Origin of the sequence: Halobacterium noricense, from assembly GCF_021233435.1 — an archaeon.
Taxonomy (GTDB): Archaea; Halobacteriota; Halobacteria; order Halobacteriales; family Halobacteriaceae; genus Halobacterium; species Halobacterium noricense.
This window is the reverse complement of the sequence record NZ_CP089468.1, coordinates 1,035,376-1,060,907: the sequence shown is the minus strand read 5'-3', so window position 1 is coordinate 1,060,907 and position 25,532 is coordinate 1,035,376. Positions and strand designations below refer to the sequence as shown.

40 protein-coding genes and 2 tRNA genes are annotated in these 25,532 nt (G+C 63.4%); 9 read left to right on the top strand and 33 right to left on the bottom strand.

The window, feature by feature from the left end; all coding sequences use genetic code 11:
- Positions 1-56: 56 nt before the first annotated feature.
- From LT974_RS05875 to LT974_RS05780, 21 genes are all read right to left on the bottom strand, one after another.
- Positions 57-461 carry a hypothetical protein gene (locus LT974_RS05875; protein ID WP_232589768.1) on the bottom strand — a complete coding sequence of 135 codons (405 nt, stop codon included), beginning with the start codon at positions 459-461 and terminating at the stop codon, positions 57-59.
- Entirely contained in the window at positions 458-724 is a 267-nt protein-coding gene (locus LT974_RS05870) for a hypothetical protein (protein WP_232589767.1), read from the bottom strand. The genes LT974_RS05875 and LT974_RS05870 overlap by 4 nt, the downstream gene beginning before the upstream one ends.
- Complete coding sequence (locus tag LT974_RS05865; protein WP_232589766.1) at positions 717-959, bottom strand: hypothetical protein; 243 nt, start codon at positions 957-959, stop codon at positions 717-719. Before LT974_RS05865 ends, LT974_RS05870 begins: the two co-directional genes overlap by 8 nt.
- Positions 959-1,138: a hypothetical protein gene (locus LT974_RS05860; RefSeq protein WP_232589765.1), complete on the bottom strand. Its 180-nt coding sequence runs from the start codon at positions 1,136-1,138 to the stop codon at positions 959-961. Before LT974_RS05860 ends, LT974_RS05865 begins: the two co-directional genes overlap by 1 nt.
- The gene (locus LT974_RS05855; protein ID WP_232589763.1) at positions 1,138-2,592 is read right to left on the bottom strand and encodes a hypothetical protein; all 1,455 of its coding nucleotides are present in this window, start codon (positions 2,590-2,592) and stop codon (positions 1,138-1,140) included. Before LT974_RS05855 ends, LT974_RS05860 begins: the two co-directional genes overlap by 1 nt.
- Before the next feature lie 64 nt (positions 2,593-2,656).
- Positions 2,657-3,373 carry a hypothetical protein gene (locus tag LT974_RS05850; RefSeq protein WP_232589762.1) on the bottom strand — a complete coding sequence of 239 codons (717 nt, stop codon included), beginning with the start codon at positions 3,371-3,373 and terminating at the stop codon, positions 2,657-2,659.
- A 1-nt stretch (position 3,374) separates the two neighbouring features.
- The gene (locus LT974_RS05845) at positions 3,375-3,719 is read right to left on the bottom strand and encodes a hypothetical protein (RefSeq protein ID WP_232589761.1); all 345 of its coding nucleotides are present in this window, start codon (positions 3,717-3,719) and stop codon (positions 3,375-3,377) included.
- On the bottom strand, positions 3,719-4,084 hold the full coding sequence (locus LT974_RS05840; RefSeq protein ID WP_232589760.1) for a hypothetical protein: 366 nt from the start codon (positions 4,082-4,084) through the stop codon (positions 3,719-3,721). Before LT974_RS05840 ends, LT974_RS05845 begins: the two co-directional genes overlap by 1 nt.
- Positions 4,084-4,215 (bottom strand): hypothetical protein, encoded by a 132-nt coding sequence (locus tag LT974_RS17740; RefSeq protein WP_269785451.1) that lies wholly within the window; start codon positions 4,213-4,215, stop codon positions 4,084-4,086. Before LT974_RS17740 ends, LT974_RS05840 begins: the two co-directional genes overlap by 1 nt.
- The gene (locus tag LT974_RS05835) at positions 4,208-4,426 is read right to left on the bottom strand and encodes a hypothetical protein (protein WP_232589759.1); all 219 of its coding nucleotides are present in this window, start codon (positions 4,424-4,426) and stop codon (positions 4,208-4,210) included. Before LT974_RS05835 ends, LT974_RS17740 begins: the two co-directional genes overlap by 8 nt.
- 13 nt (positions 4,427-4,439) lie before the next feature.
- On the bottom strand, positions 4,440-5,183 hold the full coding sequence (locus LT974_RS05830; RefSeq protein WP_232589758.1) for a hypothetical protein: 744 nt from the start codon (positions 5,181-5,183) through the stop codon (positions 4,440-4,442).
- A gap of 2 nt (positions 5,184-5,185) precedes the next feature.
- Complete coding sequence (locus LT974_RS05825) at positions 5,186-5,713, bottom strand: hypothetical protein (RefSeq protein WP_232589757.1); 528 nt, start codon at positions 5,711-5,713, stop codon at positions 5,186-5,188.
- Positions 5,713-6,009: a hypothetical protein gene (locus LT974_RS05820; protein WP_232589756.1), complete on the bottom strand. Its 297-nt coding sequence runs from the start codon at positions 6,007-6,009 to the stop codon at positions 5,713-5,715. Before LT974_RS05820 ends, LT974_RS05825 begins: the two co-directional genes overlap by 1 nt.
- A 100-nt stretch (positions 6,010-6,109) precedes the next feature.
- On the bottom strand, positions 6,110-6,268 hold the full coding sequence (locus LT974_RS05815; protein ID WP_232589755.1) for a hypothetical protein: 159 nt from the start codon (positions 6,266-6,268) through the stop codon (positions 6,110-6,112).
- A gap of 2 nt (positions 6,269-6,270) precedes the next feature.
- Positions 6,271-7,092: an ATP-binding protein gene (locus LT974_RS05810; protein ID WP_232589753.1), complete on the bottom strand. Its 822-nt coding sequence runs from the start codon at positions 7,090-7,092 to the stop codon at positions 6,271-6,273.
- Between the two features lie 3 nt (positions 7,093-7,095).
- Complete coding sequence (locus LT974_RS05805) at positions 7,096-7,377, bottom strand: hypothetical protein (RefSeq protein ID WP_232589752.1); 282 nt, start codon at positions 7,375-7,377, stop codon at positions 7,096-7,098.
- Positions 7,374-7,583 carry a hypothetical protein gene (locus tag LT974_RS05800; protein WP_232589751.1) on the bottom strand — a complete coding sequence of 70 codons (210 nt, stop codon included), beginning with the start codon at positions 7,581-7,583 and terminating at the stop codon, positions 7,374-7,376. Before LT974_RS05800 ends, LT974_RS05805 begins: the two co-directional genes overlap by 4 nt.
- A complete protein-coding gene (locus LT974_RS05795) occupies positions 7,580-8,158 on the bottom strand; it encodes a hypothetical protein (RefSeq protein WP_232589750.1) in 579 nt (192 codons plus the stop codon). The genes LT974_RS05800 and LT974_RS05795 overlap by 4 nt, the downstream gene beginning before the upstream one ends.
- Before the next feature lies 1 nt (position 8,159).
- On the bottom strand, positions 8,160-8,687 hold the full coding sequence (locus LT974_RS05790) for a hypothetical protein (protein ID WP_232589749.1): 528 nt from the start codon (positions 8,685-8,687) through the stop codon (positions 8,160-8,162).
- Positions 8,680-9,348 carry a prolipoprotein diacylglyceryl transferase gene (locus LT974_RS05785; protein ID WP_232589748.1) on the bottom strand — a complete coding sequence of 223 codons (669 nt, stop codon included), beginning with the start codon at positions 9,346-9,348 and terminating at the stop codon, positions 8,680-8,682. The genes LT974_RS05790 and LT974_RS05785 overlap by 8 nt, the downstream gene beginning before the upstream one ends.
- Positions 9,349-9,385: 37 nt before the next feature.
- The gene (locus LT974_RS05780) at positions 9,386-10,249 is read right to left on the bottom strand and encodes a hypothetical protein (protein ID WP_232589747.1); all 864 of its coding nucleotides are present in this window, start codon (positions 10,247-10,249) and stop codon (positions 9,386-9,388) included.
- Between the two features lie 116 nt (positions 10,250-10,365).
- On the opposite strand from LT974_RS05780, the gene LT974_RS05775 reads away from it, so the two are divergent.
- Both LT974_RS05775 and LT974_RS05770 read left to right on the top strand, forming a co-directional pair.
- Positions 10,366-10,620, top strand: coding sequence for a hypothetical protein (locus LT974_RS05775; RefSeq protein WP_232589746.1), 255 nt, complete (start codon positions 10,366-10,368; stop codon positions 10,618-10,620).
- 48 nt (positions 10,621-10,668) lie between these two features.
- Positions 10,669-11,103, top strand: coding sequence for a hypothetical protein (locus LT974_RS05770; protein ID WP_232589744.1), 435 nt, complete (start codon positions 10,669-10,671; stop codon positions 11,101-11,103).
- A gap of 7 nt (positions 11,104-11,110) precedes the next feature.
- On the opposite strand, the gene LT974_RS05765 is transcribed toward LT974_RS05770, so the two are convergent.
- From LT974_RS05765 to LT974_RS05755, 3 genes are read right to left on the bottom strand one after another with little or no spacing between them, the layout of a single operon-like run.
- Positions 11,111-11,512: a ribbon-helix-helix domain-containing protein gene (locus LT974_RS05765; protein WP_232589743.1), complete on the bottom strand. Its 402-nt coding sequence runs from the start codon at positions 11,510-11,512 to the stop codon at positions 11,111-11,113.
- 2 nt (positions 11,513-11,514) lie between these two features.
- Positions 11,515-11,718 carry a hypothetical protein gene (locus tag LT974_RS05760; RefSeq protein WP_232589742.1) on the bottom strand — a complete coding sequence of 68 codons (204 nt, stop codon included), beginning with the start codon at positions 11,716-11,718 and terminating at the stop codon, positions 11,515-11,517.
- Positions 11,715-12,308, bottom strand: coding sequence for an SWIM zinc finger family protein (locus LT974_RS05755; RefSeq protein ID WP_232589741.1), 594 nt, complete (start codon positions 12,306-12,308; stop codon positions 11,715-11,717). The genes LT974_RS05760 and LT974_RS05755 overlap by 4 nt, the downstream gene beginning before the upstream one ends.
- 485 nt (positions 12,309-12,793) lie before the next feature.
- Between LT974_RS05755 and LT974_RS05750 the strand changes: the two genes are divergently transcribed.
- Both LT974_RS05750 and LT974_RS05745 read left to right on the top strand, forming a co-directional pair.
- Positions 12,794-13,825, top strand: coding sequence for a tyrosine-type recombinase/integrase (locus LT974_RS05750; protein ID WP_232589740.1), 1,032 nt, complete (start codon positions 12,794-12,796; stop codon positions 13,823-13,825).
- A 100-nt stretch (positions 13,826-13,925) separates the two neighbouring features.
- The gene (locus tag LT974_RS05745; RefSeq protein ID WP_232589739.1) at positions 13,926-14,717 is read left to right on the top strand and encodes a PH domain-containing protein; all 792 of its coding nucleotides are present in this window, start codon (positions 13,926-13,928) and stop codon (positions 14,715-14,717) included.
- Positions 14,718-16,035: 1,318 nt separating this feature from the next.
- Here LT974_RS05745 and LT974_RS05740 read toward each other — a convergent pair.
- A tRNA-Trp gene (locus tag LT974_RS05740) sits at positions 16,036-16,212 on the bottom strand.
- A gap of 31 nt (positions 16,213-16,243) precedes the next feature.
- Between LT974_RS05740 and LT974_RS05735 the strand changes: the two genes are divergently transcribed.
- From LT974_RS05735 to LT974_RS05725, 3 genes are read left to right on the top strand one after another with little or no spacing between them, the layout of a single operon-like run.
- Positions 16,244-16,384 (top strand): hypothetical protein, encoded by a 141-nt coding sequence (locus tag LT974_RS05735; protein ID WP_232589738.1) that lies wholly within the window; start codon positions 16,244-16,246, stop codon positions 16,382-16,384.
- Positions 16,381-16,521: a hypothetical protein gene (locus LT974_RS05730; RefSeq protein ID WP_232589737.1), complete on the top strand. Its 141-nt coding sequence runs from the start codon at positions 16,381-16,383 to the stop codon at positions 16,519-16,521. Before LT974_RS05735 ends, LT974_RS05730 begins: the two co-directional genes overlap by 4 nt.
- 37 nt (positions 16,522-16,558) lie before the next feature.
- Positions 16,559-16,765, top strand: coding sequence for a hypothetical protein (locus LT974_RS05725; RefSeq protein ID WP_232589736.1), 207 nt, complete (start codon positions 16,559-16,561; stop codon positions 16,763-16,765).
- Here LT974_RS05725 and LT974_RS05720 read toward each other — a convergent pair.
- Together LT974_RS05720 and LT974_RS05715 are read right to left on the bottom strand one after the other, a co-directional pair.
- Positions 16,762-16,986, bottom strand: a complete 225-nt coding sequence (locus tag LT974_RS05720; protein WP_059056609.1) for a DUF5795 family protein — start codon at positions 16,984-16,986, stop codon at positions 16,762-16,764. The genes LT974_RS05725 and LT974_RS05720 overlap by 4 nt on opposite strands.
- 45 nt (positions 16,987-17,031) lie before the next feature.
- On the bottom strand, positions 17,032-17,922 hold the full coding sequence (locus LT974_RS05715; protein WP_232589735.1) for a DUF5794 domain-containing protein: 891 nt from the start codon (positions 17,920-17,922) through the stop codon (positions 17,032-17,034).
- A gap of 495 nt (positions 17,923-18,417) precedes the next feature.
- Between LT974_RS05715 and guaB the strand changes: the two genes are divergently transcribed.
- Positions 18,418-19,917: an IMP dehydrogenase gene (guaB, locus tag LT974_RS05710; RefSeq protein ID WP_232589733.1), complete on the top strand. Its 1,500-nt coding sequence runs from the start codon at positions 18,418-18,420 to the stop codon at positions 19,915-19,917.
- 213 nt (positions 19,918-20,130) lie between these two features.
- On the opposite strand, the gene LT974_RS05705 is transcribed toward guaB, so the two are convergent.
- The 4 genes from LT974_RS05705 to LT974_RS05690 form a co-directional block, all read right to left on the bottom strand.
- The gene (locus LT974_RS05705) at positions 20,131-20,550 is read right to left on the bottom strand and encodes a universal stress protein (protein ID WP_232589732.1); all 420 of its coding nucleotides are present in this window, start codon (positions 20,548-20,550) and stop codon (positions 20,131-20,133) included.
- A gap of 31 nt (positions 20,551-20,581) precedes the next feature.
- The gene (locus tag LT974_RS05700) at positions 20,582-20,761 is read right to left on the bottom strand and encodes a hypothetical protein (RefSeq protein WP_232589731.1); all 180 of its coding nucleotides are present in this window, start codon (positions 20,759-20,761) and stop codon (positions 20,582-20,584) included.
- A complete protein-coding gene (locus tag LT974_RS05695; RefSeq protein WP_232589730.1) occupies positions 20,730-21,323 on the bottom strand; it encodes a response regulator in 594 nt (197 codons plus the stop codon). Before LT974_RS05695 ends, LT974_RS05700 begins: the two co-directional genes overlap by 32 nt.
- A gap of 529 nt (positions 21,324-21,852) precedes the next feature.
- A tRNA-Lys gene (locus LT974_RS05690) sits at positions 21,853-21,926 on the bottom strand.
- 217 nt (positions 21,927-22,143) lie between these two features.
- Here LT974_RS05690 and LT974_RS05685 point away from each other — a divergent pair.
- On the top strand, positions 22,144-23,601 hold the full coding sequence (locus LT974_RS05685) for a DHH family phosphoesterase (protein WP_232589729.1): 1,458 nt from the start codon (positions 22,144-22,146) through the stop codon (positions 23,599-23,601).
- 1 nt (position 23,602) lies between these two features.
- On the opposite strand, the gene LT974_RS05680 is transcribed toward LT974_RS05685, so the two are convergent.
- Both LT974_RS05680 and LT974_RS05675 read right to left on the bottom strand, forming a co-directional pair.
- Complete coding sequence (locus LT974_RS05680; RefSeq protein WP_269785454.1) at positions 23,603-24,595, bottom strand: RNA-guided endonuclease InsQ/TnpB family protein; 993 nt, start codon at positions 24,593-24,595, stop codon at positions 23,603-23,605.
- A 6-nt stretch (positions 24,596-24,601) separates the two neighbouring features.
- Positions 24,602-25,510: an AEC family transporter gene (locus LT974_RS05675; RefSeq protein WP_232589728.1), complete on the bottom strand. Its 909-nt coding sequence runs from the start codon at positions 25,508-25,510 to the stop codon at positions 24,602-24,604.
- Between the last annotated feature and the right edge of the window lie 22 nt (positions 25,511-25,532).

Here is a 25,532-nt window from a genome sequence, read left to right as displayed (position 1 = left end):
ATCGCGCCTAAGAGAGCACGTAACGCGCCTTTCCCAAACGCACAGTCGGTTACTAATCACGGGAGCAGGGGCCAAATGTACTGCCAGCCGTCGTCTATCGGCGTCCAGATGCCGAAGGCGTGGCTCGCGAGGTCGTCGAGGCTGATGCCGGCGCCGAGGAGCGCGACCACCCGCCACCGAAGCGGGTAGCCGCTCCACATCCCGCCCGGCCACAGGACGCCGACGACGACGACCGCGAGCCCGACGAACGACAGCGCCGCGCCCGTGCCGGGGTAGAACGGCCAGAGGCGCTCGAACGCGAACCACATCAGCATCAGCCCGCCGAGCGCGAGCAACGGTTCGCGATGCCGGTAGTTGTCCATCACGACGAGGATGGCCCCGGTGATGACCAGCGCGCCGATGTAGAGATGGTGGCCCGCGATTACGTGGCCGTCCGGGATGGCTTCGGCGGGGAACGTCACGACTGCCCGCCTCCGTTGCCGCCCTTGATGGCGCTGAGCAGGTCCTTCAGCGCGCCGCGGCCGAACGCCCACGTCGCCGCGAGCCCGACCGCCAGCGCGAACGTCTTCCACAGCACGTCTGGCACGCCGAGCTCGAAGTACGCCCCGGCGCCGAGCAGCGCGACGTTCGAGAGGATGACCAGGCCCGCGAGCACGTCGTTCGTGTACGGGTGTCGGGTCGCCACGTTCGTCGTCTCCGAGTCGCCGGGCTCGTCGCTACTCATCGCGACCACCGTCCGTACGGAGGCCCTCACGGCGGAGTGCGCGCGCGTTCCGACGGGAGCGCTTCAGGTTCGTCGCGACGGTCTCAATCAGGCCGTCGCTGTGCTCCTCGCCCTCGAGGGCGCGGCGACTCCACCGGGCGTCGCGAGCAGCGCGGCGCGTGTACGTGAACGCGCCGAACGCGGACAGCGCGGTGACGACCGCGGACGCCGCCATGATGAGGTCGGTCATCGACATCAGTTGTATTCCTCCCAGACGTCGCCGACGGCGTCTGCTCCGTCCTCGATGTAGTCGTCGGCCTGCGTCTCGAAGCCGAGCGGCGCGGCTTCCAGGGCATCGACGGCAATCTTCACGATAGCGAGCATGAGGGCGAGGAACACGACCGCCTCGACCGCCGAGACCGGGTCAGTGTCCATCAGAGACCACCCCCGAACAGCGGCGTGCCGTTGTCCGTCTCGCCGGGCGTCGGGTCTGGCGCGCCGAAGAGGGGCGCGTCGTCGATGCCTCCGTTGTCGTCGTCGCTGGAACTGTCGGAGCTGCCTGCGCCTCCGATGAGTTCGTGTCCGGTTCCGTCGTCGGGTTGGTCCTGCATTGTGTCCTCGTTGTCGTTGTCGTCGCTTTCGTAGCCGCTACCGTCGTTGACGCCGTCGGGGTCGGGCACCTGCGACGGAGGCTTCCCACCTGCGCCGCCGCTCGTCGAGTCCGGGTCGTTCCCGTCGGCGCCGTCCCACGGGTCGCTCGACTCGCCGCTGGAGTCGCCCTCGGGTTCGTCGTCGGTGGAGCTGCCAGAGTCACTCCCGCCGCCGATGAGTTCCTGGCCGGTGCCGTCGTCGGGCTGGTCGGGCTCTTCGCTGACGGGGCTGCGCGGGTCGTCGGTCGGCCAGCGGTCGCGGTCATCGGGTACGCCGCCGCTCGACGAGCCGCCGGAACCCCCAGCGTCGATGCCGGTGAGTTCCTCGACGCGCGACTGAGCAGCCTGCGGGCTCATGCGCGGGACACCCGCGACCGCGAGTGACGACGCGACGCCGCTGCCGACGACCGTCCAGCCGGTCGCGGCGTAGACGATGGCGCCGCCGGTCAGCGCGGTCGCGCCGACGATGACGACTGCCTGCTCGGGGTTCTCCTTCGCGTACGAGACCACGTCGTGCCCCGTCGAGGTTACGGGGTCCTTCGCCTTCTGGTAGAGCGAACTCGCGGGGAGCGAGAGCACGCTGGCGGCAGTCGTGAAGTCGCTTGCCAGGCTGTCGGGAAGTTCGTCGAGCGCAGCTGGGAGTCCGCCACTTCCAACGCTGTCGGGGAGGTCGCTGGGGTCGCCGATAAGACCCCAATCCTCGACGCCGGGCGCGTCGGTCGTGCCTTCGCCGTCGTCGTCGGGCGGTGTAGTGCTGCCGTCGCTTGTCGATCCGTCTCCGCCGCCAGCGATGTCCTCGATGGGCTGAGTCGGGTCGGTGACGTGGTCGGGAAGTGGGTCTACCGGCGCCACGTCCTCGTCCCCATCGTCTGCGTCCGGGTAGTCCTCGGTCGGCTCGCCCGGCACGTCGGGGTTCCCGTACGTGTTGCCGTCCTCGGTGCCTTCCGGGCCGGTTGTCGGCGAGTCGTCAGGCGCCGGCGTTGAGGAGCCGTCACCCTCGCCAGTCCCGTCCTCGTCCGGCGGCAGCCAGCCGTCGCCGGTCCCGTCACCAGACGGGCTTTCGGTGCCGGTGTCACTGCCAGTCCCAGAGCCGCTGCCGCTGCCGGAGCCGCCGGGCGTCGGGCTCGGCGACGGACTGGGCGAGCCGGGAGGCGATGGCGTGGTAGCGCCGACTGCGAGCAGGCTCAGCAGCGCGAGCAACAGCGCCCACGCTGCTTGTGCCTTCTTCTTGCGGTCCATCAGTCGATACCTCCAGTCGCCATCGTGCGGCCCGTAGAGGCCGCGATAGTGCTGTTGCTCATCGCTACAAAACACCGATAGTTGCGTTCACGCTGTGGTCGGAGCCAGTCGGCCTATCACCCGAGTTCGAGCGGTTAGAGGAGTACGAGGCTTCTACCCTGACCCCGGTAATCCTCTTAGCCGAAGCCGACCAACTCCCCTGCGTGTAGAGGTTTTCGGTGATTGCGGACGTGTTCGTGTCGTAAGTGTCGCCGCCGTTCACACCCGTGCCGACGCTGGTTACTTGCGTCGACGACCCGTCCGCGTAGTCGATGTGGACGGACGCATTCGTGTACGCGCCGTCACTCCCGTATTCACCGCCGTGCAGGGTTGCAGACACGTCGACTCGGACGTACATCAGGAGGGACGCGCTCCCTGACAGAATCTGCGTGCTATAGTCCTGTGGCGGGTATCCGAGTGAGGTGCTGTCGCTTCCTGTGTGATCCGTAGTCGACACGCCGAGGTCGCTGGCGTGCTGGCCGTCGACGGTCTCCGCATCAACAACGCCGTCAACGACGCTGATAATGTTCGAATCCGTCCGGTGGGCATCCGCGGTGATGCCGGAGAGCTGACCGTGGTCGGTGACGGTCATATTCTTCCACGCAGCGCCGTCGTAGACCATCGCGCTGTCAGCGTCGAGGTCGTACCACGTCTGGCCTTCCTTCGGCTCGGCGGGCTGCGCGGTCTGGACGTAGTCGTAGCCCTGGAAGTCGGTGGTGCCGCCCTGTCCCCAGACAGTCAACTTAGACCACCTCCCGAAGCTGCGCCTTCACGGGCGTCGTGTTGTTCGCCTTCAGGCGAATCCGGTTCGCGTTGTACGGGATGTGCTCGACCTTCGACTCGTCGCTGGACGCGAACGACACCGGCGACTCGTCGGGCTCGTAGAAGTTCGTCCCGCCGTCCGGCGACAGCATCACCGTCACGTCGACGGCCGTGCCCGTCGACACACCGAGGTAGAGCGTGAACGCCGACACGTCGCCGACGTCCACCTCGACGCCATCGCTGAGGTCTTCCTCGCCGTCGGTGAGGCCGCTCTCTTCGGCGGCACGCTTGCGAACGGTGTAGTCGCCCTCAGACTCGACGGCCATCAGCTCATCACCTCGTAGCCGACCGGTTGGATGCTGTACCGGCGTTCTCCGGTCGTGCCGCTGAGATTCCGAACAGTGAGTTCGAGCTTCTGGCTGAACGCTCGTGCCGGCGTGAACGTCACTTCGAGGTCGTCGATGTCGGTGGGCGGAATCGGCGCCGGACCGAACACGACTTCGTCGTCCATCCGCACGACGTACTCGGATTCGCCGCGCTTGCTCATCGCGACCGTGCCGATGCGAAACTCGGCGTCGTTCTGGACGGGAACGAACGTCAGCGTCGCCTCCGTGTTGCTCCCGAGGAGCACGCTCGTGGGCTCGCAGAACGGCCGGTCGTCGGGCGACGGCGGCGGGATGAGTTCGGGCATTACTGGCCCTCCCGGCGCTTCTGCGCCTCGTTGAGCGTGCCGTCCGGGATGGGGCGCTTCTCACCCCGGATTTCTGCCTGTTCGCGCTGTTCCTTCCAGGTCGTCTCGTCGTCGGTGGTGTTGTCACTCATCGTAGGTGGAGTAGAGCCAGACAGCGAGCAGCGCGACCTGCGCGAGTTGGAGCGCGAGCTCGACGTCCGCGCGGCTCCACGACGACGCGTCGATGGCCGCCGAGAGCGGCGACTGCTCGCCGTTGGCGGCCGTGGTCGAGGCCGTGGCCGACGCGGTCGCGTCGGTGCTGTCGCTGGTGGTCTCTGTGGTGTCCCAAAGATTGGAGTTCATCTGTCAGCCCTCGCTACATCGCGTCCTTCACGTCGCTCTTCAGGCTGGGCACGATGTCGCGGCCCTGGAGCGCCGAGAAGGACAGTAGCGCGTTCGTCGCCACTGCGCCATCGCCGTCCGGGTCCTCGAAGCGCGCGATGTACGGCACGTTCACGTACACGTCGAGGGTCATGTCGGAGGCGACCCACTCCTCAAGCGGGTCCTCCGAGTCGTTGAACTCGAAGTACTCTGGCTGCTCGCTGAGGTTCTTCCGGTGGATGTTCTTCACCGAGACCGTCTTGAGGGTCTTCGACGTGCTCGTGCTGCCCTCGATGGCCTTCTCCACCTCCAGCGTCCCCGCCTTGTCGGGGATGTAGAAGACGTGCACCGTCGAGCCGGTGCCGGGGTCGGTCACGTCGATGGTGCCCGTGGAGCGGTCGACTGCGTCGGGCGTGCCGTAGTAGTCGCCGTCGAGCCAGACGACGACGTTCTGAGTGTTCGGACAGTCCCGAATCCCGTGCGAGACGGTGAACTGCTCGGTGTCGTCCGCGCTCGCGTTCGTCGGTCCGAGGCCCTCGTAGGCGGGGAGCGCGATTTCGAGCGGGCGGTCGTCCTGCTTGCCGAGCAGCTTGTGGGGCGTGTCGGCGCGGATTCGGGCGACGCGGCTGCGCTGGCCCATCGCGTTCGCGGACCAGTCGAAGGCCTGCGGGCTGAGGTTCCGGCGGTCGTGGCCGGTCTCTGCGAGCGCCTGCCGGACGTTCTCTGACATGCTGGGCATGGTCAGTTGGAGAACGGCCCCTCGACGGCGTCGGTGTCGAGCTGGGCGACGGACTGGTTGGCGCTCCATGCAACCGCGGAGTCGACGATGATGGCGAACTCGTCGATGCCACGAATCAGCACGCTCGACGGCGTGCCCTCCTTCCCCGAGGCTTCGGGGTACTGGAGGTCAACCTTCGACTGGTCGATGTTGTCGGCGTCCTGCTGAGTGGTGATGTCGTTGCGGACGTAGTGGCCGATGTTCGTGATCTCCTCGCTGATGCGGTGGAAGGAACTCTGGCCGGCGCGCTTGACGGCGAGGTAGACGGTCGTGGTGCCGACCGGGAGCGGGTCGCCGTTGCCGTCTCGGGGCTTCATGTACAGCGGAAGCCCGGACGAAGAGCCAGCTGCGACCGCGTTCAGGAGACGCACCGCGGTGCCGCGGTCGGGCGTGAAGGTGAGTACGGCCGACTCGTGGCCGGGGTCGCCGTCCTGAACCTCGACGTTGGAGCCGGTTGCGCCCTCGTCGAGGAAGATGTTGGCGGACGACATCAGTTACCGACCTCCGTGATGTGCTGCTTGAGGTCGAAGCGCTCCGCGAGCTTGTCGACGGAGTAGAGGCCGCCGCCGAGCATCAGTTCGCGCTGGTAGGCGGGCGAGTACTGTGCGCCAGCGACGACGAGAGCGCCATAGGTCTCGTCGGGGATGTCGTAGTTGGTGTTCGGTTCGATGAGGTTGCGGGCGACGGTGGGCGCGACGAAGCCGCCGAATACGGCGCCGGCCTGACTCCAGAATTCGGGGTCGGCGAGTTCGTCGAGCGCGTCCATCGCGTCTTCGGTAGCTGCCATGATGCGACTAAGCCGAGCCCCGGCCTGTTTGTACGAATGCGGCTTAGATAGCGCGAGAAGGCGCGAGGAGGCGACGGGAGGCGCGGGAGCCCGCTGGGTGTCAGCGCCGATTTTCTTGGTGCCAGTCGGCCATCAATTCGGCGACCGCCTCGGAGTTCCCTGGCTCGAATCCCTTGCGGTCGGCCATCTCCTCCTTGATGTCGCGGAACAACTCTGCCTTGTCGCCGTAGAGCGTGATTGATTCGCTTGGTTTCGCCATCTTCAGGCCCCCTCCGGGGATTTCAGTTGTTTTCCCTGTGCGCCGAAGTGGGTGCTCTCCATCGAGACGTTGCGAGTGTCTTTCCGCTCCATTTCGCCGCTCTCGTCGGCGTAAATCCATTCGCTCCCGACAGTGTTCCCATCGTCGTCGGTGAACTTCTCCAGGGCCGGCACGTAGCCACCCTTCGCCTTCGTGCCGCTCGCGTCGACGCGCTGGAGTTCCTCCGGGGAGTGCGAGACCTTCCCCGCCTGGGGGTTGTGGAGGTCCTTCGGGTACTCGACGATGCTCTTGACCTTCGCGAGGTCGCCCGAGGACGTGAACCCGCCGAGGATGGTGAACATCATCTGCGCGAGCACGGTCTCGTCCATCTCCGTGAGTCGCTGCGTGACCCACAGACTGCTAGCGTCCTCGCCGCGGCCGGTCGTCGCCAGCCCTTTCACGCCGTCCGGCACGCTACCGCGCTGCGGGGCGACGAAGTGCGCCTCGTCGATGACCGTCAGCGACGAGCCAGCGAGCCGGCGGTTCGCCTTTGCGACCGGGTCGGCGACCTCCTCGCGCCACGTCTCTTCGTCGAGTCCGTGCCGACAGAGGACGACCTGAGGGTTCTGCTGGAGGAACTGCATCCACTCCTCGACGCCGAACGCCTCCGCTTCGCGGGGGCCGACGATGAAATGCTTCGCGTAGCCGGACTTCACCAACCCGCGGTACTCGTCCTTGAAGTCGAGCACTACCAGGCGGTCGTACTCGTCGACGTTCGCCTCTGTCCACGCCTGGGTGTACCACGACTTCCCCCAGCCGGATTTCGCCGCAAGCAGCCCGTTCACGGCTCAGTCCTCCTGTTCGTCGACGGGCTCGACGTCGATGACCTGGGCGCCGGTGAGTTCGAGGTCGCCGCCGTGCCACCGTGGAATAGTGACGGGTTCGCCGTCTTCGAGGCGGCGGAGGGCGTCCTCGCCGAGTGTCACCGACTGCTCGGTTCGCGGTGCGGGCTCGCTGCTCGACGTGACCGACTGGATGACCTCCCAGACGGCCATCAGCGTCAGGAACACCGCGACCGCGTACGCCACTTCGTCGGCGAGTCCGTCGATGTTGACGTCGGTGTACGTCATGCCGAAACCCCCGTTGAACCGTAGGCGATGATGAGTAGTAGCCCGATTGCGGCGGCCTCGAAGGAGAGGAACCCGATGTACCACGCAACTGCGAGGATGATGGGCGAGGCGACGAGGACGGCGATAACGGCGCAGACCACGACGAGCCCCATCAGCTTCGCTGCTGCGAGCCCGCCGCGTGCCGCGTTCTGAAGAGACGGCGTCATGCCTCGCCCTCCATGTCCTCCGCGACGGTGGCCATCACGGCCTCGACCGTCCGCAGGTTCGTCGTCAGTACGTCCTGAATCGCCTCCGATGGGCGGAAGTCGACGACGTTGGCCTCGAACTCTTCGAGGGGAACGCCGAAGGTGTTCTCGACGTGGAGGCCGGCGAGGTCCTCGTCGCTGTAGGCCTCGGCTTCAGGCGATGTGCTGCGGTAGTTCTTCGCCCATGCCTCTTTCTGGTTCTGCCACTCGTCGTCGTTCAGGCCGGCGTACGCGACTGCTTTCTCGGGGTTGTCGAGGTGATCGGGCGCGAACTCTTCGAAGTACCAGCCGACGAGGTCGGCTTGACTGGCGCGTTCGGCCATCGTTTCGAGCTGCGCGGCGCGCGCCTCGATGTCCGGGAGTTCGTCAACGCTCACGTCGGCGTTGGAGGCGTCGGCGAGTCGCTGCGCGTGTTCGAGTTGGGCGCGCTCGCGCTGGGCGACCACCTGCGAGAGCGCCTGCATCTGCGGCTTGAAGCGGTTAAACATCTGTGCGCCGGTCTGCTTCGTGAGTTCATCGCCAATATTTCCAAACATCTTAATCGTCGGGTTTCGCTTTGCTGAGTGCCTTACTCGGAAGGTCGGTACGGCTGACGAGAACAGTCATGGCGAGCGCGACGGTCGCGATGAGCATCCCCTGGGCGGGGTCCATCTCGGCTTTGCCCTGTTCGGCCATCCAGTCGTCTACGTACTCGTCGAGGTGGAGGTCGCGGGCGAGGTCTTCGCTGATGTGGTCGGCGTCGTCGTGGCCGTACTCGTCGATGACGGCGTTCAGGCCGGTGGTGACGGTGCCGACGTAGAGGTCGCCCCAGTTGGTCGTCGAGCCGCCGGGCGCGGCTGGCGCGCTGGCCTCTTCCTCGGCGCCCTCGTTGTCGGCGTCGGTGTCCTCCTGGTCGTCGTCGACGTCGGCGCCGGCCTCTTCCTCGACCTGCTCGGCGAGGTCGGCGAGTCCGTCCATGTCCGCTTGCTCGTCGGGGTCGATATCGGGCTGCTCGCCGCTGCCGTTCTCGCCGGTTTCGCTTGCTTCGGTCTGCTCTTCCGCGCCTTCTACCTCTGCTTCACTCATCCCAGAGTTCCTCCGTCTCTTCCTGCTCGGTCTCGCTGCTCTCTTCGTCGCTGTCGGCGGCCTCGACGCTGGCCGTACTGCCGGATGGCGCGCTGTCGTCGTCGCGGAGCACGAACCAGTAGATGGCCGCGGTGACCGCGACCGCGCCGACGACGAGCAGCACAGTCTGGGTGCTCGGCGCGGGCACACCCCCGCTCTCGCCGCTGCTCTCGTCGCCTGTAGGCGATTGCTCGCCGTCGCTAGGCGAATCGCCCGACGACTCGCCTTCGTCGCCGCCTTCGTCGCTGCTCTCCGAGTGCTGTTGCTCGTACTCTTCCTGTGTAGCCATGTCAGAGCCGTTTTCGTCCTGCTCTGAAGGCGAGGATTCGGTGCCTTCAGACTGCTCTCCGTCCGGTTCTGCCTCTTCGTCGTCGGAGCCGTCGGTAGCAGCGCTTTCTGGGGGCGTTTCGCCCTGCTCTGAAGGCGAGGTTTCGCCTGCTTCGGGCTGCTCTTCGGCGCCTTCTCGCTGCTCTTGGTTGTGTACCTCCTCTTTGAGGGCGTTCCAGTCGTGGCCCTCGCTGGTCTCGGCGTTGATGTGTGAGCGCACCGAGCCGAGCGAGCGCTCCGCGTCGACGCCGAAGTCGCACTCGTCGACCGGGCACCAGTGCGGCTTCAGCGTCATTCCCTGCCTCCGTCCGTCGTTCCGGTGATTTCGAGTCTCATGCTGTCTCCTGTTGCTCGGTGTAGCCCTCGGCGTCGTGGGCGCGCTCCCCCTCGACCGCGAGCCGGTCGCTTAGCTCTTCGAGTCGTTCCAGTTCGATTGGTTCCTGGCCGTGGTCGGCGCGAATCGCGTTGATGGCCGCGGCCGCCTGCTCGGCGTTCCGCTTCGCCTCCAGGGCGTCGTCGATCTCCTGCGCGAGCCGCACGATGGCGGCCTTGTACCCCTGCCACGCCCGACCGAGGGCGCCTGCCGCGTCGCCCTCGATTTCCTGCTCGGTTTCGTCGTCGTCCTCGTCGAGAATCGCGGCTACTTCCTCGTCGTCGTAGCCGCACGCTTCGCCCAGGAACTCGCAGGCGTCAGGGTCGCCGTGCTCGCAGTGGTCGCGAGCGTGGTCGCACTCCTCGCCCATCGCCGATTCAGCCCGACTGAGGCGTTCGTCGGTGCTGTCCTCGGCATCGAGGCGGCGGCCGCCGCCTCCCTCGCGGGCGGCGCGGTCGGCGAGGTCGCGGTGCTCGTCGACGGTCAGCGTCTCGTCGTAGTAGCTCGTCCAGTCGTCGACGCCCGCGTCGAGCATCACGCCCTTCACGGCCGCGGCCTTCCGGTAGTTGTTCGAGCCGGTGAACGGCCCGAGGCGGTCTTTCTCGCTGTCGGTCAGCTCGACCTGGCCGCCGTCGGCGGTGCGTTCGTCGCGGCTGCTGGCGGCCTCGACTTGCGCGCGGTCGAGCAGCCAGTCGGGCGTATCCGAGACGAACGCGACGGTTTTCCGGCGCGCGTCGTCGTCGATTGGACACACCCATTCGTCGTGTTCGCGCCGGTACTCGTCGGCGGTCTCCATACTCCCGAACTCAACCTCGATAGACACGGTTCACCTCGCCGCAGATACAGGCGCGAGAGGCGCAAAGCGGCGTGGATTACTTGAGTCGGACTAAAGTCTCAGTAAGCCTTAACGGGCTACTGTGCGAGGGTATTGCTGTAGTCATGGCGATGAATCAGTTGGTGTCCATCGGCGGTACGTCGGCGGGCGTGTCCCTGCCGCTCGATGAACTACGCGACGAAGAAGTTGTAACGGGCGGGAAAGGCGGCGAATCCCTGGAAATCGCGGATACGATGATGCGCGTCGAGCGCTTCGACCAGGGCGCGTGGCAGGTCGTTCGAACGGACGTTCACGACTTCCCGGCGTACATGGAGAAACCCGCGTTCTGCCAGCAAGCTCAGGCAACGGTTGAAGTCTGATTCTGGAATCCGTTAATATAACTATATTAGAAGGAGACTGTCCTCTGAATGGCAGAGATTGATCTTGAAGAGGAATTAGCGGAATACGACGAGTCCGTCCACGACCTGATCGAAGAGCTACTAACAGCCTATTTTAAGGGAGAGGAGGAAGCGACAAGAACCGCTAGTGCAGTCCGGCGACGCCGGACAGAACGAGAATTAGACAACTTACGAGCCAGAAAGAAGGAGATACAGGAGAGTATCAGCGACTTCGAGGATGAACTAGATCTATTGAGCGATTCTGTCAGTGGGTTCGATAACGCGGTTGTTGATGAAGCTCTGGATGAGTCTAGCAACATCCGTGGAGGGTATCGAAAGCCTACAAACGACTTCATACAGGAGCAAGCGGACAAAGCGGGTTTGGACGTTGAGAAATTCCTGGAGTTGCTAGAAAAACGATATCCAACGAATTGGCGCGGAGACCCGATAGAATCTACCGAATAGCAGACTTTTATCGGACGCTAATATGTGGCTGATTCACAGGGTCGCCAGTTCTTTTGAGATACCCTCGTTCGTTGAGCGGCTTCAGAACACGCCGAGGTACACTCTCTTTTGGGATATTAAGTTTCGAAGCTAGCACACTGCGGGCCTCTGTAAGCGGGAGTGAGCGTCCATCAGTAGTCAGTCGCCGGAGTTCTGTGTAGGCTGCAGCGAGCGTGTCATCGTCCTGTGGAGGCACGAGACCGCCGTCCGTCGTCGGTTTCGAGACCGTGCGCCGCATGTGCTGGCGGATGTCCTCGCTACGGTTCGTATCTTGCTCGTCAAGCGCCTCGTCGTACTCCTCGACGAGCTGCTCGGGAACGCGGACGGTGACGCGCTTGGTGTTGGACTCGTCGCTCTCCATCCGGCCCATCGTCAGGCCACCTCCGCATGACGCACGCCGGTCGTGTCATACGCGCCAGAATCCCCACACGGCGAGCGGTTCCGGGACTGCGGTTGCAGTATGTAGGACACCCCTGTGGGGATGCCAGCGAGACTCACGCGCTCTCGCGGGTCCGCGCGTGAGGCCGGCTGCTGTTCCGTCTGTTCGTCGTCGTTGTAGGTGCTGTAGGGGCTCATAGCTGGGATTCGGGGCGGCCGAACTCGCGGCCGTCGTGGCCGGCGGCGGGCTCGACGGGCTGGCCGCCGTCGGTGGCTGGCGTCTTTGGTGGCTGTTCGGGGATGCGAACGCGGTCGCCGTCGTCGCTCTCGACGTGGACGAAGGCGGCTTGGCGGAGCGTGCAGAGGTGCGCGCAGGGGCCGCCGTTGTACGTGAAGCCCTTGCAGTCGCACCAGCCGGCGAAGTAGTCCTCGCGGCGGAGCAGGGCGGTGACGTGGGTCTGTCCGTCGGGGAGGCGGACGGCCCACGCGTAGCTGTTGAGTTTGCGAATCTCGGTGTCGTCGGCCATCGGCGCGGCGCGCTTCCAGCTGGTCGAGCGGCGCTGGCACTCGGTCTTGAAGTCGACGGGTGTGGCGGCGTCGGCGAACTCGTCGGCGGCGTCGGCGAGGTTGTCTTCGGCGCGGCTGAGGTGGTTGCCGACGGTGCCTTTCGAGCGTTCGGTCTCGTCAGCGAACCTGCTCACGGGCATTTCACCGGGCGCGCGGCAGGCTTTCCAGGCTTCGAGTTGGGCGGGCGAGAGCGCGGCCTCGATGGGGTCGAGGTCGCTCATGGGCCTGCGAACACCCCCGATGGACCGCCACCACAGTCGGGACAGACGCGGTGCGGGATGCCGCCGCGCGTCGACGTGACTTCGAGGCGCGTGCCACAGTTCCCACAGAAGCGGTTCATGGGCGGCACTCACCCCGGTGGAGAGCCGGGCAGAGTTGCCCGTCGTAGTCGATGAAGCCGCCGCAGTAGCGACAGATGGCTCTGTCGTCGCGGTCGTCGTGAGAATCGGCTGGGGCGCTCACGCAGACCACCCCCGGAGAACGGCCGGGTGGCTGGTGGCGTTCTGTGCGGTGAAGAAAGCGGCAATCGGTGCCGCTTTACTTATATATGGTATGGGGCCGGAGGGATTTGAACCCCCACCGACTCCGCCGCCCTCTTGCGATTCGGGCGGCTCCGTCGATGGCAGCAGAGGGGATGGAATCTCGTTGCGCGGCTGACTCCCCTACCTGTCGTCGGTCCTTGGGACTTGCTGTGGTCGGAATGAAAATGATACCCGACCTCGAAAATCCGGCTGACGAAATCAGCCCCCGAAAAGCACGCAGGGAATTCCTGAACGCTCGTCGCGGTAACGTGAAGGAATCAACGTACAGAACGTACAAGTACCCTACCGACCACTTCGCGGACTTCTGCGAGGAAAACGAGATTGAATCCATCGGGAAGGTCGGCGGCTACGTAATCGAGTCGTGGAAGCAGACGCGGAAGGGTGAGGTGAAGCAAATCACCCTCCATAATAACGTGAAGACGCTGCGGGTGTTCGTTCGGTGGTGCGAGAAGGCGGAGTTAGTCGAACGTGGGACGGCTGACCGTATGGAGATTCCCGAGGTGACGAAGGAACAGGCTGTTAGTAACGAAAGCATCCCCCTGAACCAAGCCGAACAAATCCTCCGCTACCTCAGCACCTACGAATACGCATCACGGCGACACGCCCTGTTCAAGACGATGTGGCACACGGGCTGTCGAATTAGTGGGGCAATTGCCCTTGACGTCGAGGACGTCGTGAGTGATGGAAACGGGGCTATCTTGCGCTTCCAGAACCGGACGGTTGAGGGAACCCCGTTGAAGAACGGGAACGGCGGCGAACGCAACGTCACTCTGAACGAGGATACCCACGGTGTTCTCGTTGACTACATCGAGGGGAAACGTCCTGATGTAACCGACCAGTACGACCGCAAGCCGTTGTTCTGCACGGGGACGCAGCGTGTTGAGAGGCAACGGGCGTACAAGAACTTCACCGCTATCACGCGCCCGTGCGTTGTTACTGGGGACTGTCCTCACGACCGGGATATAGATGGCTGTGACGCTGCTTCGAGGAAGAAAGAAGCCTTCGGGTGTCCATCGTCAAAATCACTCCACCCAATTCGTCGTGGGTCGATTACCTATCATATCGAGCGTGGATGGCCGAAAGAGAAACTCGCGGAGCGCGTTGATGTCTCTGTCGAGGTACTGAACAAGCACTATGACGCACGGTCGAAAGAACAAGAGCGAGAAGGGCGCGAACAGTTCTTAGACTTATTATAGACTCTCCACCAGTCTAACCTGAATTATATGTATTGTCAACATAACTAAACTTATTTAATATGTCAAACATCTATTTATGTGGTAGGGTGAATGGGATATCATGGGCCTATTTGATAAAATCAAGAACACCTCTGTCCACCTGCAATCCTGCCCCAAATGTGGCAAAGACCAACTCAAGGGCGGTGTTCTGAAATCAGAAGTTGTTTGCCGAAACTGTGAGTACGAAACAACCTTCTCTCAGATACGAAAGTACTCGACAACTGGGGGCCATGAGTATGATGAGGAATATGTGGGCAATCTTGTACAAACTGCTGATGGTGGGACGGTAACCGAAAGCGTACTGAAAGCAACCGGCGCAGGTCAGTCCACTGTATTAGACTTCCTTGATGAAGATGAACAGCCCCACCATATTATCAAAGGTAATACAATTGACGTTGAGGGTGGGGGTGACAGTACTTCACTACTCGGAAACAACCGAAGTCGGAAAATGTCGGTCGGAATCAACCAGTGTCTAACGGTTATTACCGACGAACGAGTATTTGTTATAATCCAGCAAGGAAATGGAACTGATGAGCGGCATATTCCGTACGATTCGATAACGGGAATTGACTTAGATATTGGAGGGGGCGGGGCTACAAGCCGGTTATCTCTGCAAACGCACGGTCGCACATATCATCTCTCCGGAAGCCTATCAGATGAGGCGGACTGCCGGAAAGCAATTGAGTATGTCCGTCATCGTCGCGACGAATTGACTCAGGGGCAGGAAGATAGTGGTAATACCCAAGCAAGTCCTCTTGACCAACTGGAGCGGTTAAAATCCTTGAAAGATGAAGGCGATATTTCTGAGGCAGAATTCAAGAAAAAGAAGGACGAACTACTTGATAGAATCTGATGTATTCTGTTACCATCGAGAACGCCGCCGGTGATTATGCCAATACCCATGATTAGCCGCTGACCCGCAAATATCATCGCCAACCCCAATAATATAACAATTCTGTCTGTTTTATCTCCCCCATACTATCAGATAAATATAATAGACATAGTTGAATTCCGTGCCTTGCTGTGAAGTAGACGCTGCGGTTACCTTACTAATACAACCGAACCAGTCGCTTTGTAGCATGTACAACCCACAATCCAAAGTATCGCAATCACTCAAAGTTCAACATCGAGAACCCGACCCGGCTCGGTAGTAAAATTAGGTGCCAAGTTGGGATTCAACGACAATTCAGATATAAGAATCTCCTGTCCATGTCAGAGCGTAATTTAACACGCCTGAGTTGCACCACAGACGGTTTTGGTGGGTTCCGAGAGGGAAACATCATCTACTGGTGAAAACCTCCTGTGATGGCACTGTAGTCTATCTAACATCTGAGGGATTTAGTTGAACTACATATACTATTCTACGTACTGTTTTCTCGTACTGTAACGTACTATTTCATCGTACTGTGATATAGTAGAGAGAAATAGTCCGGCGGAGGGTTCCCGATGATACCAGCACCACAACACAGCACAGCAGTATAGTAATACAGCACAGCACAACAACACAGCAGAAGTTATTCGTACTGTATCACAACTACTTGTAACAGTACTGTATACTGTATTGTAGTGCAGGTAACCGAGATAACAAAGACAACCGAGGTAATTGTACGAGACGTACGAGACAGTGATTCTTCGTGGCTGAAGCATCCATGATGTAGGACTTCGCGGGTTCGCTATGTGAGACAACCGAACAACCGAACAACAGAACTACCTAATCAAGACAACCGAACCGCCTATACATAATAATCTGGACTATTATATTCCCCCAGTTGTATATGGATACCATCATTAAATCGAGTTTGGAAGGGCTGCACTACCACCACCCAATTGGTGTACCCAAATTTGGAGGAAAATTTCTGACCCGGTAACGTTGGGTGCGAAGCCGCGCGCAACGTTGATGTTCTAACCGGATACACCCTTCCCGTTGACTACAGTGGCTCAAATCCGTATCTTTTCGCGTGCGTACGCTTTCTCTTTGACCCGAGAACCCAATATCTGCTAAACACTTTTACAGGTAGAGGTTGAAATCCATTCCACCGCAGTAAGACGTCGAGGACCAGTCGTTCAGGGGTTCAAATCAAATGAAATCCCGAAAACCGGCTCAACCCCAGTCCGGTTAAAGTCGCAGTAGCGTGGCTGTGCAGTACAATTTGCGACCGAAGGAAGCAAAATGGGGCCGGAGGGATTTGAACCCCCGATCGACTGATATCTCCGGTGCGCCTCGGAACTCCAGAGGGTCGTCGTCGCGGACCGATGATCAGTCGGCCGCTCGGTATACCAGTCTGGAATTTCGTCCCGGGCGCGTGGCCTCTGGAGTCAGTCGCCATTCCTGGCTTGGCCACAGCCCCTCGCATTCCTCCGTACGGTGATTTGTCCTAAGTGCGTTTCGATTCGGCGTCTCAGTTCACCACCGACAAGGGCCACCCGCCCGTATTCGAGCGCGTAATCGCACGTGTGTGGCGTGGGTGGACCGAGCCCGCCGGTGCCGACGAGTACGAGACGTTCGTGACCGAGCGGTGATCCCGGACTTGGAGAGTTTCGAGGTGTTGCGCCGCGACACGGGCGAGGACTACGAGACTGCACACGTTCCCGACCGTGCCGAGGCGCTGCTCGCGCGCTACGAGGAGACGGTCGCGCACTACGAGGTTCGCACGTAGCGATTGGCCTTTCCGGGCCGAGAGCGAACGCCGAGGCATGACCGAGTACCCCATCGTAGTACGGGAAATCGGCGGGAAGATGCGACTCGGCGTCGAGGAAGCAGAAGCGCTGGACGCGGACCTCCGCGAGGTCGTCGCGGAGGCCTACGAGCGAATCGACGTCCAGGACTGCGGGGACGGCGAAGTGGTCGGGCACGTCGTCGCGAGCGGCGACGAAGTCGAGGACGTGCGCTGGAGTCGTTAGTCCTCGCGGGCGCTCCACTCGCAGTCCTGGCACTTGTAGCCGGTGACGAACTCCGTCACCGACGGCATGTAGCCGACGGAGATGACGTCGCCGCCGCACTCGGGGCAGTCGCGGTCGGCGTCCTCGATGGGTTCGGCGTCCATCACGGACTCGCCTTCGACGAGCTCCGCGAGTTTCTTCGGGGTGACCATGCGGCCTTCGACGACGCGGTTGTCGGACATACCGGCGGGACGGCCGCGGGCGGCTAAAGACTTCTCCTCGCTGGCTTACAGCCAGGGGGCGCGTTCTTCCGCGCCGTCCTCGCCGGGATAGCCGTAGGCGGCTTCGTCGCCCTCGTCGGGGTCGCTGCCGCCGTCAGGCGTCGCGGGCTGTGCGGCGGCGCCGTTGGGCCCGTCGTCGACGGTCGGCGGGACGTCCGGGGTGTCGATGTCGGCTTCCTCGGGGTCGAACGCGAGCAGGCCGGCGACGGCGAAGACGACCAGCGGGGACTGCGAGGGCACGAGCCCGAACACGGAGAGCGCGAGCGTGCCGAGCGCGACGGCGCTCCCGAACCGGAAGCGGTCGATGTCGACGACCTGACGGAGGTACGGCTGGAGCGCGACGACCGCGAGCGCGAAGCCGACGGCGACGCCGCCAGCGGCCGCGGCGCGCAGCATCAACACGGGGTCGGATTTCAACACGAGTTCAGCGCCTGCGGGCTGGACGCTCGCGACGAATCCGAGGCCGATGATGATGCTGGGGGAGGGCAGGTAGTCGCCGATGGTGGAGCTGGCGGTCTTCGCGGCGATGGCGAGGATGACGATGGCGGCGAAGCGCTCGAACGTCGGGATGTCGACGATGGTCGCGATGGTGGGCGCGAGCGCTGCTTCGGCGGCGGCGACGAGTATCAGCGGCGTGCCGACGACGAGGACGGTGATGGCTTGCGAGCGCGGGTCCTCGTCCATCTCCGCGAGGATGACCGCGAGCGTCGCGCTCCCGCCGAAGACCAGCAGCCCGATCTGGGCGATGCCGACGTACGTGTCGAGTTCGCCCGCGAGCACGAGGGCGGCGAAGATGCCGTCCACGAGCGGGAGCAGCATAACGGTAGCGAGTAGCCGCGTGTCGCCGCCTACGCGTTGCTCTAGGCGGAGGGCGACGGGGTGGCGTGAGCTACTCATGAACTACCGGCCTGACCTACACGAACTTTGGTTGGCCCGGCGATGCGGGGACGCGCGCGGCGTCGAGAGCGCGAGTGCCGGCGTTCCGAGCCAGAATGTGTCCATCAGTTTGCCGAAAAATGTGCGTGCGTCGGAGTCGACGGTGTGGTTGCCGGCGGTACGCACTACCTCGGGACTGATGGAGTCCATATGTACAACCATTAGGGTCGTACGCATAAAGATTGCGTGAGAGGCGGCCACATAGGATGGAGGACCAAAACCTGTCTTTAAGTACCGAACTACTGTTCGTCGGGACAAGTGAACGATAGTCGGGGATACGACGGTATACGCGCGTATATTATGACGTTCGTCGGCCGAACCATCGTTCGCTGTTCGTTCGTGGGATACTGTGGCGGCGATACATGGACGTGCTGGGACTGGGGTAGCCACGGGAGTGGTTCACGCACGTTCGACCAATCTCGGAACGTTTTTGCCACCGGCGACGCGACGGTTTACATGGCGCACGACCCTTCGACGGACGGCCGATTCTCCGAGAAACTCCGCGTCCCAGAGGCGTTGACCTTCGACGACGTGCTCCTCCGCCCCGCGGAGAGCCGCGTCGAACCCGACGACGCCGACGTCAGCACGCAAGTCTCGACGAACGTCTCCCTGAACACGCCGATTCTCTCCGCGGCGATGGACACCGTCACGGGGTCCGACCTCGCCATCGCGATGGCCCGCGAGGGCGGGCTCGGTGTCCTCCACCAAAACATGGACGTCGAGGACACCGCCGCCGAAGTCGAGCGCGTGAAGCGCGCCGACGAACTCGTCATCGACCGCGAGAACGTCGTCACCGCGACGCCCGAGCAGACCGTCAGCGAGGTCGACCGCATGATGAGCCACGAGGGCGTCTCCGGCGCGCCCGTGGTCGACGACGACGACCGCGTGCTCGGCATCATTTCCGGGACGGACATCCGCCCGTATCTCGAAGTCGGCGAGTCCGATACGGTCCGCGAGGCGATGACCGACGAGGTCATCACCGCCAGCGAGGACGTCGACGCCCGCGACGCCCTCGAACTCATGTACGAGCACAAAATCGAGCGCGTCCCGCTCGTGGACGACGAGGACCGCCTCGTCGGCCTCGTCACGATGCAGGGCATCCTCGAACGCCGCGAGCACGAGGACGCCGCCCGGGACGAGGACGGCCACCTGTGCGTCGGCGTCGCCGTCGGTCCTTTCGAGGAGGACCGCGCGACCGCCGCCGACGACGCCGGTGCCGACGTCCTGTTCATCGACTGCGCGCACGCCCACAACAAGAACGTCATCGAGTCCGCGCGCGAAATCGGTGAGACCGTCGAGGCCGACGTCGTCGTCGGGAACGTCGGCACCAGCGAGGCCGCCGCGGAAATCGTCGACTTCGCGGACGGCATCAAGGTCGGCATCGGCCCGGGTTCCATCTGCACCACGCGCGTCGTCACGGGTGCCGGCATGCCCCAGATTACGGCCGTCTCCGAAGTCGCCGACGTCGCCCACCCTGAGGGTGTCCCTGTTATCGCGGACGGCGGCATCCGGTACTCCGGCGACGCCGCGAAGGCAATCGCCGCGGGTGCCGACGCCGTCATGCTCGGCTCGTACTTCGCGGGCACCGACGAAGCCCCGGGTCGGGTCATCACGATGAACGGCAAGAAGTACAAGCAGTACCGCGGCATGGGCTCGGTCGGTGCGATGCAGTCCGGCGGCGGTGACCGCTACCTCAAGGAGGAAGACGAGGACGAGGAGTTCGTCCCCGAGGGCGTCGAGGCCGCGACCCCCTACAAGGGCCCGCTCTCGCAAGAACTCCACCAGCTCGTCGGCGGCATCCAGTCCGGCATGGGCTACGTCGGCGCCGCGACCATCCCGCAGTTCAAGACCGAAGCGGAGTTCGTCCGCGTCTCCGCCGCGGGCCAGACCGAGGGCCACCCCCACGACGTGATGATTACGGACGAAGCGCCCAACTACAGCCCGCAGAACGAGTGACGTAGCCAGCGCCGCGCTGGCCGCTCAGCGTCCTTTTCCGTCGACTTCGCAGCGCGGACTGCAGTACCCGTTGGCGGCTGCCTTCGAGTCCTCGAACGCCTTGAACTCGTCGCCACACGCCTGGCATTCGTACGTTTCGAACGCCATGTCTGGGGGACGCGACGGCCGAAAAATGCGTTACGGTAATGCGATTCTCGCGATAACAGGCCGCATTCAGGTTTCTTCGCCGGTCACGACGACCGGGCGGTCGGCGTTCAGGATGACCGACTGCGTGACGCTGCCGAAGATGGCCTTCCCCGCGGGCGAGCGCTTCCGCCCGCCGAGCACGATGGCGTCGACGTCGTACTCGTCGGCGTCTGCGATGATGTCGTCGGTGGTGTCCCCGGAGTCGTCCCGAACCTGAACGTCGATACCCGCGTCTTCGAGGAACTCCTGTGCGCGCCGCACCGACTGGACGCGGCTCGCGGACTTGAACTGCTGGACGTCCTCGGGGAGCTCTTCGCTGTCGCCAGTGAACACGAACAGTACGATAGCTTCGACGTTTTCGGCGGCGTCGGGCAGGTTTGCCACGTATCGAGCCTGCGCGAGCGCACGGTCTACGTCGTCGTCAACCGGTACCAACACGCGGTACATGTTCGCCACGACGCCCGACAGGGGCTTAAAACTACTCGCGTTCGCCGTCACGTTCGTCGTCCAGCAGGCCCTGGAGTTCGAGCCGCGCACCGCCGCGCGCGAGGGACGCAGTCCCGGGAACGAATCTGCCTTTCAGCACCGCGTCGAGGGCGTCGAGACGCGTTCCTCGATACCGAGAATCAGACGCTCCCCCCGTCGGTGTCGGCGTCACTGACGTCGTCGCCGGCGTCCTGCTCGATGCGGCGAAGTTCGACCTCGAAGTCGTCGCTGTCGAACTCGCTGGCGAGTTCGTCCACCTCGCGCTCCAACGATTCTATTTCGGCCTGCAGGGCCTCGTACTTCGGGTCGTTGACGACGCCGTCGCCGTACTCGGCTTCCAGCGCGGCGCGCTTCGTGACCAACTGGAAGTACCGCTGGACCGCGGCGTCGTGGTGTTTGCGCGCCAGTAGCGTCTCCACGACGTCGTGGATGTCGTCGCTCGTCACGGGCTTCGTGAGGTACGCGTCGAACCCCATCTCGACGATGTCGAAGTCCGGGTCGACGGCGGTCACCATCGCCACCCGGCAGTCGAGGCCGCGCTCGCGGACCTCCGCGAGCACGGCGTCCCCGGAGAGGTCCGGCATGCGGCGGTCCAGCAGGACGACGTCGATTGAGTCGTCGAGTGAATCGAGCGCCGATTGCCCGCTGTAGGCGGTCCGCACGGTGTAGTCGGCGGAGAGCCACGCGGTGAACAGGTCGGCGAGGTCCTTCTCGTCGTCGACGACGAGGACCACTGGTGGGGTTTCTCGGTCCATAAGCGGCAACGTGTTCTTATTCTTCAGAGGAGGGGGTGACGTTAAGTCGTTTCGACAAATATTAAGATGTATGATAGGTATTTCGGGTTTCTATCTATTTCGACATTTGAAATAAACAAACGGTCGGCAGAGACGGAGGATGTAAGTGACTCAGTGAAAACCCCGCGACGGCTAACGGAGTGCTATCCGAAACGGTAGAGTGCGTCGTCTGGCAGGTATGTTAACTCTGGACAATACACTCTGGACCACCGACACAACCACAGTTAGGTCACTAGAATGGGGTGACTGGCAGAAGCGAAGAACGACGCGAGTGACACGGCCGTAGCTCGCGGTCGTCGTAGTAGAGTAGCGGGCCGGGCGCGATGGTGAACTACGCCGAGACGTTCCTGCTCGTTCGCTCCGCTCACTGTGCGGGCTGCGACTCGTCTCGTTCAAATCGCTTGCCTGCGACACGCGAGAGACGATGCGAGCGACATGACAGCCGCTCACGGTCGTCGTAGTAGAGTAGCGGGCCGGGCGCGATTTGAACACGCGACCGACGGATTAAGAGTCCGTCGCTCTGCCAAACTGAGCTACCGGCCCAACGCATCCCATCGTTCGACGCTGCGACTCAAATACGTTCTGATTCGAGACGAGAGTCCCGCGACGGCACCCGGATTCGGCCGCCAGCGAGCCCCGGCCGCCTCCACGAAACTGGCGTCCGAAAACGCGGTAGTGAGCCACTCCGCGGCCGGAATCGGCGGTTGGCTGGCGACAGGTCGGGAAGGTTAAGTGACGGCCTCCGCTATCCGTGGACATCATGAGCAGCCGGGCAACCATCTCCTCGATGTCCACGTACGCCATTCTTGGCTGCGGGAGCGTCGGCCACGCCGTCGCCGAGGAGTTGGTCGAACGAGGCAAGGACGTCCTCATCGTGGACCGCGACGAGGCCCGCGTGGAGGCGCTGCGCGACCAGGACTTGAACGCGCAGGTCGCGGACATCCGCGACGAGGAGGTCGCGGGACTGGTCTCGGACCGTGACGTCGTCCTCATCATGGCCTCTGACGTCGAAGCGAACGAAGCCGCGGTCGCGAACATCCGCGAGCGCGACGACGAGCAGTTCGTCGTCGTGCGCGCCAGCGACCCCGTGACCAGCGACGAGCTCACGGAGCTGGGCGCGGACGTCGTCATCAACCCCTCCTCCGTCATCGCGGACGCGGCGCTGCGCGCGCTTGAATCCGGCGAACTGGAGTACAAGGCCCGCCAGCTCGCGGAGGTCATCGGAGGCACCGAGAACCGGCTGGCCATCGTCACGCACGACAACCCCGACCCGGACTCCATCGCCGCAGCGGCCGCGCTGAAGGCCATCGCGGACCACCTCGGCGTGGCAGCGGACATCCTCTACTTCGGGGACATCGGCCACCAGGAGAACCGCGCGTTCGTCAACCTCCTCGACATCGAGTTGACGCCGTACGAGGACGTCGCCATCGACGACTACGACACGGTCGCGCTCGTCGACCCGGCGAAGGCCGGCGAGGTGTCGCTCGAACGCGAGGTCGACATCTTCCTCGACCACTACGAGGTCGACGAGGAGTTCGACGCGGAGTTCGCGGACGTGCGCCCGAACGTCTCCGCGACCTCGACGATTCTCACGAAGTACATCCAGGAGTTCGACCTCTCCGTGAGCCAGGAGGTCGCAACCGCGCTCCTGTACGGGATTCGCGCCGAAACGCTGGATTTCCGCCGGGACACGACGCCCGCGGACCTCACCGCGGCGGCGTACCTCTACCCGTTCGCGGACCACGACACCCTCGAACAGGTGGAGTCGCCGAACATGAGCCCGGAGACGCTGGACGTGCTCGCGGAAGCCATCGCCAACCGCGAAGTCCAGGGCAGCCACCTCGTCTCGAACGCGGGGTTCATCAGCGACCGGGACGCGCTCTCGCAGGCCGCCTCCCAACTGCTGAACCTCGAAGGCATCACGACGACCGCGGTGTTCGGCATCGTCGAGGACACCATCTACCTGGCCGCGCGCTCGAAGGACATCCGGCTGAACATCGGCCGCGTGCTCGGCGACGCCTTCGAAAACATCGGCGAGGCCGCCGGCCACTCCACGCAGGCGTCCGCCGAAATCCCGCTCGGCATCTTCACGGGTATCGAAGCCACCGAGGAGAACCGCGAGACCCTGCTGTCGCTGACCGAGGAAGCCGTCACGCAGAAGCTCTTCGACGCGATGGGCGTCGAGTCCGAGAGTTCCAGCGGCTCGAACGGCAGTTGAGCTAGCCACCCGTAAACGGGTGGGATTCAGCATGAACTCCCGTTCTAGCCGAAACCTCGGCAGGTGATTCATAGTCACCGTTCACGTTCAGCGTCCCGCTGTTCAAGCGCACGCCCAAGGGTGCGCCTTCGTCGCCCCCGGTTTGGTTGCGACGAAGATACCGCAAACCGATATTCTTGGCCGCGTTGTAGTCGGCGTGGCTATCGTACCCGCACTTCAAGCACTCGAACGCTTCGCCGTCGCGGTTGTCCGGGTGGGTGAACCCACAGTGTGAACACCGCCGCGACGTGTTTTCCGGGGTAACCTGCTCCACTGTGATACCGTACTCTGCGGCCTTGTATTCGACATATTCGTAGAGGCGGTTGAACGCCCACTTGTGCCCCCACGACGCCCCGGTCCGCTCGCGGATATCGGTTAAGTCCTCGAACGCAATCACCGAACACCCGTTTTCACGGGCTTCTGCAATCAGTTCGTTTCTGATACGGTGAAGCGTCTGCTTGAATCGGCCTTTTTCTTTCCGACCGACTGCCTGGATATTCTCGTGTGCCCACCGCGTCCCGCACCCTTGTAGGTCGCCACGCCGATTTTCGTATTCGCGCCGCCAGTGGTCGAACTCCGCGCCCGTCCAGAACGTGCCCGTACTGGCGACAGCGAGGTTGTTCACGCCGAGGTCAACCCCGAGAACCGTTCCGTTCTCAGGTGTTGGCTGTCCCGGCGTGTCCGACTCTCTTTCCTTCTTACAGTGAACGTGAAGTTGCCACTCGTCGTGCTTTCGATGTAGCTCTGCCCCCGTGGTTTCGTACTCGTCGGAGAACAAGTATTCCGCATGGGGCGTCTCACGATCTCTGTCGGGTAGCACGTAGTCGGCTTCGACCCGACCGTCTGTAATGGCGAGAGACACGTAGTCGTCGTAGAATGTGACGGTTCGGTGGTCGTAGACGACGTGCGGGGAAGTCATACGCGGTTTCTCCTGTATCTTCTCTAGCCCTTCGATCGTAGTTCACCTGAGGGCGCTGATGAGGACGAACAGCGTCCCGACCGAGACCAGCGTGGTGAGGAAGACGTTCAGGGACGCGAACGCTTCGTCGCCGCCGAGTTCGTTGGCGAACACGTACGTCGACACCGCGGTCGGCGAGCTGAGCATCACAACAGCGGCGGTGAACGTCGCGGTGTCCACGCCCAGCAGCGAGAACGTCGCCCACGCTATCGCAGGCATCAGCACGATTTTGAGCGCGACGACGGAGCCCGTCGCCCCGACGTCGACGTTCGGCAGGTCGACCTCCAGGGATGCGCCGACGCACAGCAACGCGATGGGGAGCGCGAGCGTCCCCAGCGAGTCCAGTCCCGCGGTCGCCGTCACGGGCACCGTGAGCCCGACCGACCCGACGACCAGGCCGGCGACCAACGCGAGCAGCACGGGGTTCTTCGCGAGCTTCGCCAACTCCGCGCGGACGGAGGCGTCGGCCTCGCTGACGGTCGTGAGCACGAACACCGTCAGCGGCACCTGGACGAGCGAACCGACGCCGAGCACGACGCTCGCGACGGCGGTCACGTCGTCGCTGAACGTCGCGGCAACCAGCGGCAGCCCGAGGTACCCCAGGTTCGAGTGGTACGACTGCGTGACGGCGACGCTCCGGCGGCGACGCTCGGCGCGGTTCCGGTGGACGACCCACGCGGTCGCCGCGGTGACGAGCAGCACGAACAGCAGGCCGCCGAACAGCGCGGGGGAGACGAGTTCGGCGACGTCGCGGTCGTACGTGGACACGAACACGAGCGCGGGCAACGCGACGAAGTAGGCGAGGTCGTTGAGCCGCTCCGTGCGGGCATCGTCGAGCACGCCGGCGACCCGCATCCCCGTCCCTACGAGCAGCAAAACGAGCAGGGCGAGCAGCCGGCCGACGACTTCCATGTCTCCGCCGAGCGGGTGCGAC